The organism is Marinoscillum pacificum (assembly GCF_024714495.1).
Lineage (GTDB): Bacteria > Bacteroidota > Bacteroidia > Cytophagales > Cyclobacteriaceae > Marinoscillum > Marinoscillum pacificum.
Genome location: NZ_JAMZMJ010000001.1, coordinates 1172207 through 1189010, shown reverse-complemented (window position 1 = coordinate 1189010; position 16804 = coordinate 1172207). Strand labels below are relative to the sequence as shown.

Below are 16804 nucleotides of genomic sequence, written 5' to 3'. Positions count from 1 at the left end.
TCAATCTTGAACGATAATGCGTTGAGATTGAGCATTCTCATTAGATCTTAAAAGATAAACTCCAGGTTTTATGTCTAGTGACTTTAGGTCCAAAGACTTTATTGATTCATTAGATCTATAAATCAATTGACCAACTGAGTTATAAAGTTCTAAGCCGTGATGTTGATTGTCAGTTTCAATAGTAATTATTCCATCTTTTGAGACTGGATTTGGATAAGCTAACCAATCAGATGATTTGAATTTGGTAGTAGTCACTAGTGTATTTGCGAAATAGAGTTGAGCCAAATTAAACGATTGAGCGCCGAGTTTTCTTCCTAAAATTCGTCCTCTGATATCATCCATTGGAGGATGTATTCCTCCCCAAATTCGAGATAAACTACACTGATCAGCTGCATCGTAATAGGTTGCCCACTGAAGATGAACATCTACACTTGGTCCTTTCTCAAAAACTAGAAAATCGTTCTTTTTGGCTACAAATTCTCCCATTCCACCAGGAAAAAATGGATCACCAGTTAATTGGGTAAGAACAGTTGCTGCTGCACTTGAGAAGGTAGAATGACCAGAAATATAACCCGCGAATGGAGGTGTTACAAAGCTTGGTCTTTGATATGGCCACCAATTTTCTGCTAAAATCCATCCAACTCCAGCTTCGTCTGTAGTTGCATCAGAAATTAGATCATGTCCACGCCAAGCCTTTACCTTAATTTTCCCAGCATGTTCCCCATTTGCCCCAGCTAATGGATCTACTTCATTTACTTCTTCTATTAAACCTGGGATTAATTGAATGCCATGCGGATGGAAGTTGTTTTTATCCGAATCGGTTGACTGCCCTAATGTAGCCATGTAGCGGATAGCAGTGATTGGTCGTACATAATCATAAAAGCCTTTTATACTCCAAACGCTCACTGCTACGTCATGCATAGCTCCTCCGAGTAAGAAGTAGGATTTGATATCCCATTCCAGTTTGGATAATTCTTCACCTTCTCCTTCAAATTTCCTAATCAGATCTGGATGATCATTGACGGTATTTAATATGGTAAACCAGTGACCAGGTGGTGTTTCTGAATCTGGTCCATCAGCCCAAAATTCTGCTAACACTCTTGTGTAATCTCCTCTTGGTACAATTTGCTCGTCATAGGGTTGATTTGTTTTTGGGTTCAAATCATGACCATCAGCGATTCCTGGTAGTTCTCCACCATTGTTTACATCATAAAACGTTGCGTAATCTTCTGGTTTGGTGGGGTAGGATGTGATATTCCCAATTCCTCCTGGTGAAATATCCCAACTAACACCATCGTATGGATCCAAATGTGAAGACCAAACGCTTACCAATTGAAAGCACCATTTATAAAGAGCCGTTTCTTTTGAGTCGCTTCCTAAATAAGCAGGTTTTCCCGGATCATTGAATACAAGTACATTACCTCCATTCATACTGAAGGATTTACTATCCGAATCCTTCAAGGCAAATCCTTTCACATTTCCCCACTCAGCTCCAACAAAGGCAGGAGTTGCTCCAGGTATCGGGTTTCCTGACTGATCAATAAATGTTTCAAATGAAAGAGGTTGCCAATGATTTGGATCCTGAACACTTGATATATCGAAAGGTTGATCTAATGCTAAGGGATCATTAACTGAACTGTAAAAGAAATTGGTGTAATTGAAATTTTCATGAGAACCATCTTCTTTTCCAAAAGCTATAATTTGCTCGGCTATATAATTTCCTAGTGCTGCTGGATCTCCACTTGTATAATCGGTACTTGTGAATGCAGTATCATATTGATGTCTGTTCATGATATCTACAATCATTGGCATGATTTCTTGATATCCTGGAGCAAATCTAAATCGGTGTGCGATCAAACGAAAACAAGCATAACTGATCGTTTTGCTAAGATTTTCCTCTACATCTCCTTCAAACGTGGTTGGCTGATAAGCTATTGGAAATCCATGAACAGTTTGCCCTAAAAAGTAGGGGCTTCCTGTGTCGTAATGTATGGCCCATGCATCATACATCGCCGCTGAAACATGGAATAAATTGCGTGCGTGAACTACTGGTCTGGCAAAATCATTTCTGATTGATTCTAATAATGCTTCATTCCAAACCCTGGCAACTGAATTCTCTTGTGCGTAAGAATAACCTGATAGGCAAAAGGTGATAAAAAAGAGTAAGTTTTTAAGTCTGAATTTGATCTGCATTATAGGAGGTTAGGAAGTTGTATGTAATAAGACCTTTTTTTTCAGTTAAAGGTTGTCTGATGGATGAATAAAATATTAAATGTTATTGTTACACTTAATGCATATTTTCATTATATTAGCTATTAAATGAAAAGGCTCTAAAAAGCTCACTTATACTTCAATAGTAATTATTAAAATAGTAAAAATTGTTTCTTATTCAAAATGAGGAATAGTGAGGGGATTATGGCTGAATTTTTAATTTAAAGTTCATTAACGTATTCATTCCATCGTATATGTTCTACTCAAAACAAACTTAATGTATGTTGCACTTTTCCAAAGCTAATGCCTTAGTTTTTGGAATTCTTAAAACCCCACAAGCCCCCAATAAATTAATGAAATGGTCAGTAGTTCTGCTGCTGACATTAGCTGCTCATTTGGTTCAAGCCCAATATCCTCCGAGTCATGACCCCTCTACAATGATTCGAAACACGGATGGCAGGTATTGGATATTTACCACAGGTGATGGCGTTTGGGCCATGTCATCCAGTAATCGTGATTTTACCAATTGGCGAGTAGAACCTACGCCTTTTGCGCCGGGTACTTATCCTTCCTGGATCAACAATTATGTGGATGGGTTTAATGGCTTCTTCTGGGCGCCGGATGTAATCAAGGTTGGCAGTACATATTTTCTCTACTATTCCTGTGCCGGAAACGGAGCTCCGGCCGCTATTGGAGTAGCTACCGCCACTAATTTGGCAGGTCCTTGGACAGATCGTGGGAGAGTTGTATCTGGTAACAATGCTATTGATCCTGCGCTGCTCTATGACAATGGAAGGTTGTGGATGTCCTGGGGTAATTGGCAAACTGGTATTGATATCATCGAACTCAGTACGTCCACTGGAAAACCAATATCCGGAACCACTCATCTGGTTTCAGGAAATGTGGAAGGACCAGGTCTCTTCAAATCAGGAAGCTATTATTATTTGTTTTACCAAAGAGGACTTTGCTGTAATGGGGTGAATTCTTCCTATTACATGGTGGTAGCTCGTTCTGCCAATATCACGGGTCCTTATACAGGGGAACGGGTATTTTTGCCTAATCAGAATGGCAATATCATAGGTCCTGGACATTTTGGTTTTGGTGAAGGTCGATTGACTTATCATTTCTATGATGGTAATGATAATGGAAATGCTAAACTCATGGTTCGTTCTGATTTTGGAGTTGCTAACGGCTGGCCTTACGTCGGAAGTCCACCGTCTAGTGGGCCAGTTACTTCAGGCGGAACTTACCGGATTACCCCAAGGCATAGTGATAAGGCACTTGATGTAGTTAATTGTGGAACAGGTAATGGTACCAACGTCAATCAGTGGAGCTGGTTGAATAACAATTGTCAAAAGTGGATATTCACTGATGCAGGAGATGGTTATTACCGTTTATCTCCATCCAATGCGCCAAATATGGCATTAGATCTCAATGCGTGTAGTGGAAGTAATTTGGCCAATGTTCAACTATGGTCCTGGCTCAATAATGATTGCCAGAAGTGGCAATTGGTAGACCGTGGAGGAGGTTATTACTCCTTAAGGTCACGTGCAAGCGGAAAATGTGTGGATATTGAAGGTATTTCATCTTCTGATGGAGCCAATGTCGTCCAGTACGATTGCATCTCAGGTAACTACAATCAGCAGTTTAGTTTCCAGTCAGTTTCCTCAGGCCGACTGGCGGATGTGAGTGATCTCATAGATGATAGCAGATTAAGCGTATTCCCAAATCCGGTAGTAAATCATCTCAATATTCGGGTTGGAGACCAGTTCGAAGGCTCAACTATTGTTGAACTGTTCGATACTTCTGGTAAAAAAGTCCTGTCATCGGTATTTGAAGGGCCTGAAGGAATGGTGGATGTAGTCGGTTTACCAAAAGGGCTTTATGTCGTGAAGTACAATAATGTACAAGGAAGCCATACTGCCAGAGTTCGAAAACAATAACGCCAATTGATTTTACTGATACCCAGTGATTAGTATTTAGAACCTAACAAAACTTAAAAATGATGTTACAACAAGCGCAAACCAAAAGATTGGTTTTGACAACCCCTCGATTGTGCATGAGTGTGTTTACACTGCTGCTACTCATTGCCATGAATACTGCAACAGCACAGTATCCACCAAGCCATGACCCAACTAAAGTCATCAGAAATACCGATGGCCGGTATTGGATATTTACTACAGGAAATGGTATTTGGGCTATGTCCTCAAGCAATTCAAGTTTTAGTAATTGGCAGCCAGAGTCAACTCCTTTTACTCCGGGTACCTGGCCATCTTGGATCAATAGTTACGTTCCAGGATTTCAGGGAGACTTTTGGGCACCGGGTGTGATCCAGATGAATGGATATTATTATCTGTATTACTCGTGTTCCACATTTGGATCTTCCCGTTCTGCAATAGGTGTGACTAGAGCGTCTAACCTCAACGGACCCTGGACAGACCTGGGCTTAGTGGTTTCTTCCAATGGAAGTAGTAATGCAATTAATGCAATAGATCCAGCATTGTTTCAGGATACCAATGGTTCCGTTTGGATGACTTACGGTTCTTGGTTTGGTGGAATGGGTGTCGTTCAGATCAATCCATCTACAGGTAAAACTACTGGAGGGGTCACTCAAGTAGCCGGAGGGAATCATCAGGATCGGGAAGCACCATTTATTATGAAAAATGGAAGTTATTACTATTTATTTACCAATAGAGGTACATGCTGCAATGGGTTGAATAGTTCCTATATTATAGTGGTAGCAAGATCAACCAGTGTTACAGGACCATATACCGGAGAGCGTACGTTGATTAGTAATCAAAATGGTAATGTGGTAGGGCCTGGTCATTTTGGGTATAACGAAGGTCGGCTAACTTATCATTTCTATGATGCCAATGATAATGGCAATGCAAAACTGATGAACCGTAGTGATTTTGGGTTTGCTAATGGATGGCCATATGTAGGTAGTCCGCCATCCACAAGTGGTCCAGTTACATCAGGAGGAGCCTATAGAATTACTCCTCGTCATAGTGGTAAAGCGTTGGATGTAGTGATGTGTGGATCAGGAAACGGAACCAACGTCAATCAGTGGAGTTGGTTGAATAATAATTGTCAGAAATGGATTTTCACTGATGTTGGAGATGGTTATTACCGAATATCACCTGTCAATGCTCCGTCAATGGCCCTTGATCTGGATGGATGTAGCGGGAGCAATTCTGCCAATATTCAGCTATGGACGTGGCTAAACAATGATTGCCAGAAGTGGCGATTGGTAGATCGTGGAGGAGGATATTATTCCTTGCAGTCTAGAGCTAGTGGCAAATGTGTGGACATAAGTGGTGTTTCTACTGCCGATGGTGCTAATGTATTGCAATACACCTGCTATAGTTCCAGTTCCAATCAGCAGTTTAGTTTCCAATCGGTGTCTGGTAGTCGTGTGGCTGATGTGTCTGAGCTGGCGAATGAATCAAAACTTGGCGTGTATCCAAACCCTGTGGCAGATCAATTGAATATTCGTTTAGCTCATGGATTGCAGGGCATCACTTCAGTCAAATTATTTGATACTTCAGGTAAAATGGTTTTGTCAACACAATTTGAAGGTAGCCAGGGAAAAGTGAGCTTGATCGATCTTCCAAAAGGATTGTACATCATCAAGTATGACAATGAGGAAGGAAGCTATACTTCTAAAATCAGTAAAAAGTAATCAAGAATAAACTAAGGCAGGTTCACCAAGGTGTGAATCAAACTTGAGAGTGGCTCTGGGGGGAGCCACTTTTTTTATACTAATGCAATAAGGGATTTAGTGTCCTGTGTTGATTTAATCACTTTTAATTCCCTATAAGTGTCCATTACTTTCTGAATAGCCGTTTCATCCACTTCAGTTGCTGTAGACCACTTTACCTCCTGAGTAATCAGTTTGGAGTCATCGGAGGTAAGTCCATAATCTTTTGAAATTAGTTCGGAAAGTGATTTATCTGACATAAGAACTGACGCTTGATGATTGATCAATTGACAGATTTTCTTCACTTCTTTGGAGTAAGCAGCCATGGTGCGTGCATTTGCAGCAAGTACGAAACAAGGCCATGGAGTAGCTACTGTATCAATGCGATTCATCTGTCCGGCATCCACAAACGGTTTGGTGGTAAACTTTTCCCATAAGAAAATGTCAATTTCCTGCTTTGCGAAAGCATCTATAGCACCATCAAGGTTATTGATCACCACAAATTCCAGACTTTCTTTTGGCCAACCGTATTGCTCAGCCATTAAAAAAGCCATCATGTGAGATCCAGAGCCATAGCGGCTAATGCCTACTCTTCTGGCGTATAGCTCATCTACTGAATTCACGAAAGGAGAGGTGTGAACACCCCAGGTCAATGGAGAGGAAACGTAATCCTTGATGATTTTAATTCGTTGTCCGTCTAAAATGCTTTTAGTTGCACCTTCCAACAATATCATAGCGATATCCAGATCACCATCATGTAGCATTTTGGACATAGCACCAGTTCCTTCCTTTACAGTTTCCCATCTTAGCTTGATGTCAGCTTTCTCCAAATCACCAGTTGCAATGGCATTCAGTATGGGTAAATTAAAATATTCTGGTACGCCTCCAATGGTGAACTTGTGCATGGAACTATGATTTTGTTAAGAAGTGCAAAGTTTAATTAAGAATCTGTAAAGATTTTGTATCTCAAGGATTAAATCTTATAACATATCAAATTGTTTTTTGATGTCTAAAAAGTGCGAACGAATATTTTATAATTTTTATAAGTGTAAAATATACACTTGTTGAAATAATTTTAGTACTTTAGCTACAGACTAAAAATATTGCAGTTTCGATATGGAAAATAAGTACGTTATTGGATTGGACTTTGGATCGGACTCTGTCCGTTCTGTGTTGGTGGATGCCAGTAATGGAGCCACTTTAGGTAGTAAAGTACATTGGTACAAGCGTTGGAAAGAAGGTAAGTATTGCGATCCGGCAGCTAATCGATTTCGTCAACATCCACTCGATCATATCGAAGGGATGGAGTATACCATTAGTGAAGTAGTTAAAGAGGCGGGAGTACCTGCTGATGCTGTAAAAGGTATTTGTATCGATACGACTGGATCATCACCAATTCCAGTCAATGAAGCTGGAACTGCATTGAGTCTATTGCCTGAATTTGCAGAGAATCCTAATGGGATGATGGTTCTTTGGAAAGACCATACGGCAATTAAAGAAGCTGATGAAATCAACGAACTGGCTAGAAGTTGGGGAGGTGAGGACTTTACCAAGTTTGAAGGAGGAATCTACTCATCTGAATGGTTCTGGGCTAAAATCCTCCATATTGCTCGTGAAGATGAAGCAGTAAAGAATGCAGCTCACTCATGGGTGGAGCATTGTGATCTGATGACTTATATGTTGATTGGAGAACCAGAATTGAGCACTTTCAAAAGATCGAGATGTGCTGCTGGTCACAAAGCAATGTGGCATGAGAGCTGGGGAGGTCTTCCAGCAGATGAGTTCTTATCGAAATTAGATCCATATCTAACAGAGCTTAAATCAAACCTATATTCTGAGACTTACACTTCTGATGAGGTGGCAGGTAATTTGTCTCAGGAATGGGCAGATAAATTGGGGTTAACTACAGACTGTGTAGTTGCTGTAGGAACGTTTGATGCGCACTCGGGTGCTGTGGGAGCAGAAGTTGAGGAGAATACTCTGGTAAGAGTAATGGGTACTTCTACATGTGATATCATCGTTTCATCCAATGATGTAATCGGAACCAATTGTGTTGCTGGTATTTGTGGTCAGGTTGATGGTTCGGTTATTCCTGGAATGGTAGGATTAGAAGCTGGTCAGTCTGCATTTGGTGACGTGCTTGCCTGGTTCAAGAATTTGATTTCATGGCCATTGGATAATCTGTTGACGTTCAACTTGTCTGCAGAGCAAATAGAAGAAATTAAAAATGACATCATTGCTGAGCTTTCTAAGCAAGCAGAATCTACGCCTGTTTCAGAAAGTGCTCCAATAGCTTTGGATTGGGTAAATGGAAGAAGAACTCCAGATGCCAATCAAAACCTGAAAGCTGCGATTGTGAACCTAAGCTTAGGAACTACCGCTCCACATATTTTCAGAGCGCTTGTAGAGGCTATCTGTTTTGGATCTAAAAAGATTGTTGATCGATTCCAGTCAGAAGGAGTGACCATTAATTCTGTTGTCGGAATTGGTGGAGTGGCTAAGAAGTCTGGTTTTATCATGCAGACTTTGGCTAACGTCCTAAATATGCCAATCAAAGTTGCTGTATCGGAACAAGCTCCAGCACTAGGAGCGGCGATGTATGCGGCTGTAGCAGCAGGAATTCATCCAGATACTTTATCAGCTGTAAAAGCAATGGGTAATGGTTTTGAGAAAACCTATGAGCCTCAACCAGAATTGGTAGAGACTTATGCAGGAATCTATAAGAAATATGAACTGCTTGGTGAGTTTGTAGAAAACAACATCAATAACAAAGGATAAGAAATGTCTAGTTATAAATCATTGAAAGAAGAGTGTTATGAAGCTAACATGGAGCTGCCAAAGCTTGATTTAGTAATCTACACTTTTGGAAACGTAAGTGCCGTGGATCGTGAAAAAGGTGTTTTTGCGATCAAACCAAGCGGTGTTCCTTACGAAGTATTGAAACCTGAGGATATTGTGATCCTTGATTTTGATAACAAGGTAATAGAAGGAAATATGCGTCCTTCTTCTGATACTAAAACACACGCGTTCTTGTACAAAGAATGGACTGAGATAGGAGGGATTGCGCATACACACGCTACCTACTCAGTATCGTGGGCGCAAGCTCAGCGTGATATTCCAATTTTTGGAACGACACATGCTGATCACCTGACTGCTGATATTCCTTGTGCCCCACCAATGAGTGATGAGTTGATTCAAGGAGATTATGAGCACGTGACAGGTCAGCAGATCCTGGATTGCTTCAGCGATAAAGGAATCAATTACAAAGAAGTGGAAATGGTCCTTTTAGGAAATCACGGTCCTTTTACCTGGGGTAAGAATGCTGCGAAAGCGGTATACAACAGCAAGGTTTTGGAAGAGCTGGCTAGAATGGCTTATCTGACTTTGCAGATTAATCCAAATGCACCAAGACTAAAAGATGCTTTGATCAACAAGCATTACGAAAGAAAACATGGTAAAAACGCCTACTACGGGCAAAATTAATTCATAAATGACTGATTTAAAGAACTTTGAAATCTGGTTTGTAACCGGAAGTCAGCACCTTTATGGTGAAGAGACACTTAGAAATGTTGCCCGTCACTCAGAAGAAATTGCCAAAGCATTGGATGCTTCAGCGCATCTTCCAGTTCAGGTAAAATATAAAGGAGTGGTCACTACTCCAGACGAAATATTTAAGGTATGCGAGGAGGTAAACAATGCGCCACAGTGTATCGGTATGGTGGCTTGGATGCACACGTTTTCTCCAGCGAAAATGTGGATCTCAGGTCTTCAGATCTTGAGAAAACCGATGGCTCACTTCCATACTCAATACAATGACGAAATTCCATGGTCAGATATTGACATGGACTTCATGAACGAAAACCAGTCCGCACACGGTGGTAGAGAGTTTGGTTTCATGGTAAGTCGTTTGAGAAAAAATAGAAAGGTGATCGTGGGTCACTGGAAAACAGAGGCTGCTCAAAAGCAACTAGGTAACTGGAGTAGAGTAGCTGCAGGATGGCATGCTTTTCAAAACCTGAAGTTGGCTAGAATTGGTGACAACATGCGTCAGGTTGCTGTCACAGAAGGAGATAAAGTAGAAGCTCAAATGAAGTTTGGCTTCCAGGTGAATACTTACGGTATTGGTGATGTAGTAGCTTATGTAAACCAAATCACGGATGCTGAAGTTGAGGACTTGATCAAAGTTTATTCAGATCAATACCAAATCGCTAGCGAGGTATTGAGTGGATCTTCTTTAAGAGACTCTGCAAGAATCGAACTAGGTTTAAGAGCATTTTTAACTGAAGGTGGATTTGGAGCATACACGGATACATTCGAAGATCTTCATGGCATGAAGCAGCTTCCGGGTATTGCTACTCAGCGTTTGATGGCTGATGGTTACGGTTTTGGAGGTGAAGGTGACTGGAAGACCAGTGCATTGGTATACGCTTCTAAAGTAATGGCTCAAGGTTTGGAAGGTGGTACTTCTTTCATGGAGGATTACACCTACGACTTTAGAAGTAGCCGTTCAAGAGTTCTTGGTTCACACATGTTGGAGATATGTCCAACGATAGCAGAAGGACCAGTAAGATGTGAAGTTCATCCATTGGGAATTGGAGGTAAAGAAGATCCAGCAAGATTGGTATTTGATTCTGGTGCTGGCGCTGCAATCAACGTAGCAATGATGGATATGGGCAACCGCTTCAGATTGTTGCTTAACGAAGTAGATGCTGTGAAGCCTGAGCATGACCTGCCAAAACTTCCTGTAGCTAGAGTACTTTGGGATCCGAAACCAAACCTTGAAGTAGCTGCACAAACATGGATATTAGGAGGAGGAGCTCACCATACAGTGTACAGTAGAGCGCTGAATACACAGTTCTTCGAGGATTTTGCAGACATGGCAGATATCGAATTATTGGTAATCGATGGAGATACGAAAGTGAGAAGCTTCAAAGATAACCTACGATGGAATGAGGTATATTACCACCTGTTCTAAACCCTAAAAATGAAAGCAATGAAAAATTCGATTTTCAACTCTTTGCTCGTGGCTGGAATCGTCGCTATGACGGTAGGTTGTAGTGCTCCCAAGTCACAAGAAAAAGAAGAAACTACTGAAGAAATGGCGAAAGCAACGATTGCCAGCGAGCCTTTTGGTGAATTGCCAACAGGTGAGAAAGTAACATTGTTCACAATGACTAATGCTAATGGAGTAGAAGCCAAAGTAATGTCTTACGGTGGGATTATCACATCGTTCAAAACGCCAGATAAAAATGGTAATATGGACGATATCGTGCTTGGATATGACAACTTACAAGGTTATCTGGAGACTACTCCGTACTTTGGTGCGATAATCGGTAGATATGGAAATCGAATTGCTAAAGGTAAGTTCACCATTGATGGTGTGGAGTATGACTTAGCCGTAAATAACATCGGTAATCATCTTCATGGTGGACTTGCTGGATTTGATAAAGTAAACTGGAATGTGAAGGAAGTTCCTTCAGAAAAGGGAGTTGCATTGGAATTCAAGAGAACCAGTCCAGACATGGAAGAAGGCTATCCTGGCAATCTTGATGTAACAGTAGTGTACACTTTGGGTGATGACAATACGCTCGAGTTTGACTACACAGCGACTACCGACAAAAATACGGTGGTGAACCTAACTCAGCATTCCTACTTTAACCTGAATGGGTCAAAATCTGATATTTTGGATCATGAAATCATGCTGAATGCAGATCAATTCATTCCAGTAGATGAGACTTTAATCCCAACTGGCGAGTTGAGACCAGTTGCTGGAACACCATTCGATTTTACACAAAGCAAAAAGATAGGAGTAGAGATTTCAGCGGAAAATCAACAATTAGCGTACGGTGGTGGTTATGATCACTGTTGGGTGTTGAATGATGATCCAAAAGAGATGATGCTGGCAGCCACTGCTTACGAACCCAATAGTGGAAGAGCTATGGATGTATATACCACAGAGCCTGGCATTCAGTTTTACTCAGGTAACTTCCTGGATGGTACTATTACTGGAAAAAATGGTGTGGTTTACAACCATCGCTACGGTTTTTGCCTTGAAACTCAACATTTCCCGGATTCTCCTAACCAAGAGTCGTTTCCAACAACTAATTTGGCACCTGGGGAGACGTATCATACAACAACCCTCATGAAGTTTTACATAAAATAGAAATTGAAGTAAGCTTATAGTTAAAATGACTATAAGTATTATCTTAGAAAAAAAATTGATCATGAGTAATCAGAAAATTGACAATCAGGCAGCAGATAACATCCGTGCGTTATCTATCTCGATGGTAGAAAAGGCGAATTCCGGACATCCGGGAGGACCAATGGGAGGAGCGGATTTTATTCATGTGTTATACAGTGAATTCCTTCGTTTTGATCCAAATAATCCAGAATGGATGTGGAGAGACCGTTTCTTTTTGGATCCAGGTCACTTGTCTGCGATGCTTTATGCTCAATTGCATTTAGTAGGAAATTATTCAAAAGAAGATATTAGCAACTTCAGACAGTGGGGTTCTGTGACTCCAGGTCACCCGGAAGTTGATCACAAAAGAGGTGTTGAAAACACTTCAGGTCCACTAGGTCAGGGACATGCGATGGGAGCAGGTGCTGCTCTTGCAGGGAAGTTCCTTCAGGCGAAATTCGGTGACTGGACAGATCACACCATTTATGCGTTCATCTCTGATGGAGGTATTCAGGAAGAAATATCTCAAGGTATCGGTCGTATAGCTGGTTATCTTGGATTGAGCAATCTGGTGATGTTCTTTGATTCTAACGATGTACAGTTAAGTACTTACACCAAAGAAGTAACTGCTGAAGATACCGGTAAGAAATACGAAGCATGGGGTTGGAATGTGGTTGAGATCGACGGTCACGAACACGACGCCATCAGAAAAGCATTGACTGATGCAAAAGCACAAACCGAAAGACCTACATTGATCATTGGTAAAACGATCATGGGTAAAGGATGTGTGGATGCTGACGGTAATCCATATGAAGGTTATTCTGAGCTTCACGGTAAGCCAATTGGTGGAACTGGTGCAGACTATAACAAAACCTTGGAAGCACTTGGAGCAGACGTAAATGATCCATTTGCAGTTTATCCAGAAGTAGCTGATTTCTATAAGACTATCCTTGAGAAAAAATCAAAAGAAGCTGCTGAGCACAATGAATTGGAGAAAAGCTGGAGAGCATCTAATGCTGAGCTTGCTGCGAAGCTAGACTTGTTCTTGAGTGGAGATATTCCTGCAATTGACTTCTCTACTATTCCACAGAAATCGAATGTAGCGTCAAGAGATGCTTCTGCTTCTGTGTTGGCATACCTTGCTGAGAACGTTGAAAACATCATTGTTTCTTCAGCGGATTTGGCTAACTCTGATAAGACAGACGGTTTCTTGAAGAAATCTAAAGCTTTCGGTCCTCACTCATTTGATGCAAACTTCTTGCATGCAGGTGTGGCTGAATTCAGTATGGCTGCTATGGCTAATGGAATGGCGCTACATGGTGGTGTAATTCCAGTAGTAGGAACATTCTTTATCTTCTCGGATTACCAGAAGCCTGCATACAGATTGTCTGCTTTGATGGAACTTCCAGTAATCTACTTGTGGACGCATGATGCATTTAGAGTAGGAGAGGATGGACCAACTCACCAGCCAATCGAACAAGAAGCTCAATTGAGATTATTAGAAAAATTGAAGAACCACACAGGCGAGCGTTCATTGTTAGCTCTTCGTCCTGCTGATGCAGCTGAAACGACTGTAGCATGGGAGATGGCTCTTAAGAATAAGAAAACACCAACAGGTTTGATCTTCTCTCGTCAGGGAATCAAAGACTTGCCTAGTGCAGGTTCAAGATTTGATGATGCATTGCAAGCGAAAAAAGGAGCTTACCTGGTAAAATCAAGTGCTGATGCGAAAGTAACATTAGTAGCGAACGGTAGTGAAGTTGCTACGCTAGTTGAGGCAGCAGAATTGCTTGAGAAAGATGGTGTTTCAGTGAACATCGTATCTGTTATTTCAGAAGGTCTGTTCAGAGATCAGGATGCGGCTTACCAAGCAGAAATTCTGGGTGACTTGCCTAAGTTCGGTTTGACAGCTGGTCTTCCGGTGACTCTAGAAGGTCTTGTAGGAGCAGGAGGTAAAGTATTTGGTTTAGAGCACTTTGGTTATTCAGCACCTGCTGGGGTATTGGATGAGCAATTCGGTTACACAGGACCAAAAGTTTACGAACAAGTAAAAGCATTTATCAAATAAGAAAATACGAACACAATGAAATTTTTTATTGATACAGCCAATTTAGATGACATCCAGGAAGCTTATGATCTTGGAGTATTGGATGGTGTAACAACCAATCCGTCACTAATGGCAAAAGAAGGAATCACTGGAGAGGAAAACATCCTGAAGCATTACAAAGACATCTGCAACATTGTAGATGACAATGTAAGTGCTGAGGTGATCTCAACAACTTATGATGAAATGGTAGCTGAAGGTAGAAAACTAGCTGCTATCGACGATAAGATTGTGGTGAAAGTGCCAATGATCAAAGATGGTGTGAAAGCGATCAAAACCTTTACAGAAGAAGGTATCAGAACCAATTGTACATTGATCTTCAGTGCTGGACAAGCATTGTTGGCTGCTAAGGCTGGAGCTACATATGTGTCTCCATTCATCGGTAGATTGGATGATATCGGATCTGATGGTTTGGACTTGATTGAGCAAATCGTTTTGATCTTTTCTAACTACGGTTACGAAACGGAAGTATTGGCAGCATCGGTACGTCACAACATGCACTTGTTGAAATGTGCTGAAATTGGAGCAGATGTGGCTACATGTCCTCTATCGGTGATCACTGGATTGTTAAAACACCCACTTACAGACAGTGGATTAGAGAAATTCCTCGCTGATTACGCGAAGGGAAATAAGTAATTGAATATTAGTCAATAGCACCAGCGATTCTCGTTGGTGCTTTTTTTACACATAACTTAAAAACGATGGGATTTTTAACGCTTGATTACGTTGTATTCGGAGCCTACTGCGTTGTGATCATGGCCATTGGTCTCTACTTGTCTAGAGACGAAAAGGGACATGAAAAAACGGCTAACGACTACTTCCTGGCAGGTAACTCGCTATCATGGTGGGCCATTGGTGCATCTTTGATCGCTGCCAACATTTCAGCAGAACACTTTATCGGGATGTCCGGTTCTGGATTTGCTGTAGGGATCGGTATTGCGGCCTATGAGTGGCTTGCAGCTGTGACCTTGATTTTGGTTGCCAAGTTCTTACTACCGCAAATGATCAACAACAAAATCTATACAATTCCACAGTTTGCAAAGGAACGGTATGGAAAAGGCGTGAGTTTTTTTTTCTCATTCTTCTGGTTGTTGGTTTACATATTTGTGAATCTAACTTCAGTGGCCTGGCTTGGAGCTTTGGCAATGGAAGAAATTTTGGGGTGGCCAATGGTTTATGGCGTTCCAGGGTTGTTGATTTTCGCAGGTATTTACTCCATCTATGGTGGTTTGAAAGCGGTAGCATGGACCGATGTTATTCAAGTAGTATTCCTCGTTGGTGGTGGTTTGATCACCGCTTTCTTCGCACTTTCAGCAGTTGCTGGAGATGATGGTGGAGCTATTGAAGGCTTCATGATAGTCTTGAACAAAGTGAGAGAAGTGCCTTCAGACCTACACTTTAGTATGATTTTAGAAGAAGGTGTAGCCTCTATTCCTGATGGAAGTGGAGGAACTAAAGATCCTTACATTGATCTTCCTGGATTGGCTGTAATTTTTGGAGCGATGTGGTTGATCAATATCGGCTATTGGGGATTCAATCAGTACATCATTCAGAAAGGTTTAGCTGCTAAGAGTTTACAAGAGGCTAAACGAGGATTGATTTTCGCTGGGTTCTTAAAGATTTTGATTCCAATCATTGTGATTGTACCGGGTATTACTGCTTATGTAATGTTCAACCATCCAGATTTGAGCCACTCGATTGAAGGACTGTCTGGTACTATTGACAAGGCCGATCAGGCTTATCCTTGGTTGTTGAGAAACTTTGCTCCGACAGGTATAAGAGGTTTAGCGTTTGCAGCATTGATTGCAGCTGTAGTGTCTTCATTGGCATCTATGTTGAACTCTACATCAACCATCTTTACCTTAGATATTTACAAAGACATTATTAATCCTGAAGCGAGTCAAACTCAATTGGTAAAAATAGGACGTATCGCTGCATTTGTGGCCTTGGTTATTGCTGTCTTTGCTGCTAAGCCATTGCTTGGTGGTTTGGATCAGGCATTCCAATACATTCAGGAATATACAGGGTTTATATATCCAGGTGTGGTTGTTGTGTTTGGTATGGGTATCCTGTGGAAACGTGCTACAAATAGAGCTGCACTTTGGACAACTATCGCTACACTACCAGTAGGTATCGCATTTAAGTTGTTACTTCCTGATCTTCCTTTCATCATCCGTATGGGATATGTATGTATGGTGTTGATCTCTCTTGCGTTGATTTTAACATTGACTGATTCTAATCAAGTGGCAACAAAGGAAGCAAGCGAAGACAAAAAGAAGAAATTCCGTCAGGCTGGATTAATATTTGGTGCAGCAGGTGCTTTAACACTTGTTTTGGGACTTTTGTTTGGTACAGAATGGTTTGGTATGAGTATGAGAAATTTAGGATTCCATTCCATCTTCATGCTAACCTTTATGATGGCATTCTTGTCAATCATAATGTATACCAATGCCAATTCATCAAAACAGGACGCAAAAGCTTATACCATTGAGCCTGAGTTGTTCAAAACGGATAAAACGTTCTTCCTTGGTGCAATGGGAATTGTAGTAATAATCGTGGCATTGTACGCGGTATTCTGGTAATAAGAAACTTCTTTATACTTACATGA

General features: G+C 41.1%; 11 protein-coding genes. 9 read left to right on the top strand and 2 right to left on the bottom strand.

The window, feature by feature from the left end:
• Entirely contained in the window at positions 1-2193 is a 2193-nt protein-coding gene (locus NXS00_RS05200; RefSeq protein ID WP_258098056.1) for a T9SS type A sorting domain-containing protein, read from the bottom strand.
• 371 nt (positions 2194-2564) lie between these two features.
• Here NXS00_RS05200 and NXS00_RS05195 point away from each other — a divergent pair, with 371 nt between their 5' ends.
• Positions 2565-4154, top strand: coding sequence for a family 43 glycosylhydrolase (locus NXS00_RS05195; protein WP_258098055.1), 1590 nt, complete (start codon positions 2565-2567; stop codon positions 4152-4154).
• Positions 4155-4213: 59 nt separating this feature from the next.
• Positions 4214-5893 carry a family 43 glycosylhydrolase gene (locus tag NXS00_RS05190; protein WP_258098054.1) on the top strand — a complete coding sequence of 560 codons (1680 nt, stop codon included), beginning with the start codon at positions 4214-4216 and terminating at the stop codon, positions 5891-5893.
• A gap of 74 nt (positions 5894-5967) precedes the next feature.
• On the opposite strand, the gene NXS00_RS05185 is transcribed toward NXS00_RS05190, so the two are convergent.
• The gene (locus NXS00_RS05185) at positions 5968-6816 is read right to left on the bottom strand and encodes an ABC transporter substrate-binding protein (RefSeq protein WP_258098053.1); all 849 of its coding nucleotides are present in this window, start codon (positions 6814-6816) and stop codon (positions 5968-5970) included.
• A gap of 211 nt (positions 6817-7027) precedes the next feature.
• On the opposite strand from NXS00_RS05185, the gene NXS00_RS05180 reads away from it, so the two are divergent.
• The 7 genes from NXS00_RS05180 to NXS00_RS05150 all read left to right on the top strand — a co-directional run bounded on the left by NXS00_RS05180 (position 7028) and on the right by NXS00_RS05150 (position 16778).
• The gene (locus NXS00_RS05180; RefSeq protein WP_258098052.1) at positions 7028-8689 is read left to right on the top strand and encodes a ribulokinase; all 1662 of its coding nucleotides are present in this window, start codon (positions 7028-7030) and stop codon (positions 8687-8689) included.
• A 3-nt stretch (positions 8690-8692) separates the two neighbouring features.
• The gene (locus NXS00_RS05175; protein WP_258098051.1) at positions 8693-9394 is read left to right on the top strand and encodes an L-ribulose-5-phosphate 4-epimerase; all 702 of its coding nucleotides are present in this window, start codon (positions 8693-8695) and stop codon (positions 9392-9394) included.
• A 7-nt stretch (positions 9395-9401) separates the two neighbouring features.
• Positions 9402-10886, top strand: a complete 1485-nt coding sequence (araA, locus tag NXS00_RS05170) for an L-arabinose isomerase (protein WP_258098050.1) — start codon at positions 9402-9404, stop codon at positions 10884-10886.
• A gap of 18 nt (positions 10887-10904) precedes the next feature.
• Positions 10905-12074: an aldose epimerase family protein gene (locus NXS00_RS05165; protein WP_373418654.1), complete on the top strand. Its 1170-nt coding sequence runs from the start codon at positions 10905-10907 to the stop codon at positions 12072-12074.
• 61 nt (positions 12075-12135) lie between these two features.
• The gene (locus NXS00_RS05160) at positions 12136-14160 is read left to right on the top strand and encodes a transketolase family protein (protein ID WP_258098048.1); all 2025 of its coding nucleotides are present in this window, start codon (positions 12136-12138) and stop codon (positions 14158-14160) included.
• 15 nt (positions 14161-14175) lie between these two features.
• Positions 14176-14832 carry a fructose-6-phosphate aldolase gene (fsa, locus tag NXS00_RS05155; RefSeq protein WP_258098047.1) on the top strand — a complete coding sequence of 219 codons (657 nt, stop codon included), beginning with the start codon at positions 14176-14178 and terminating at the stop codon, positions 14830-14832.
• 65 nt (positions 14833-14897) lie between these two features.
• Positions 14898-16778 carry a sodium:solute symporter family transporter gene (locus NXS00_RS05150; RefSeq protein WP_258098046.1) on the top strand — a complete coding sequence of 627 codons (1881 nt, stop codon included), beginning with the start codon at positions 14898-14900 and terminating at the stop codon, positions 16776-16778.
• The last annotated feature ends 26 nt before the right edge of the window (positions 16779-16804 follow it).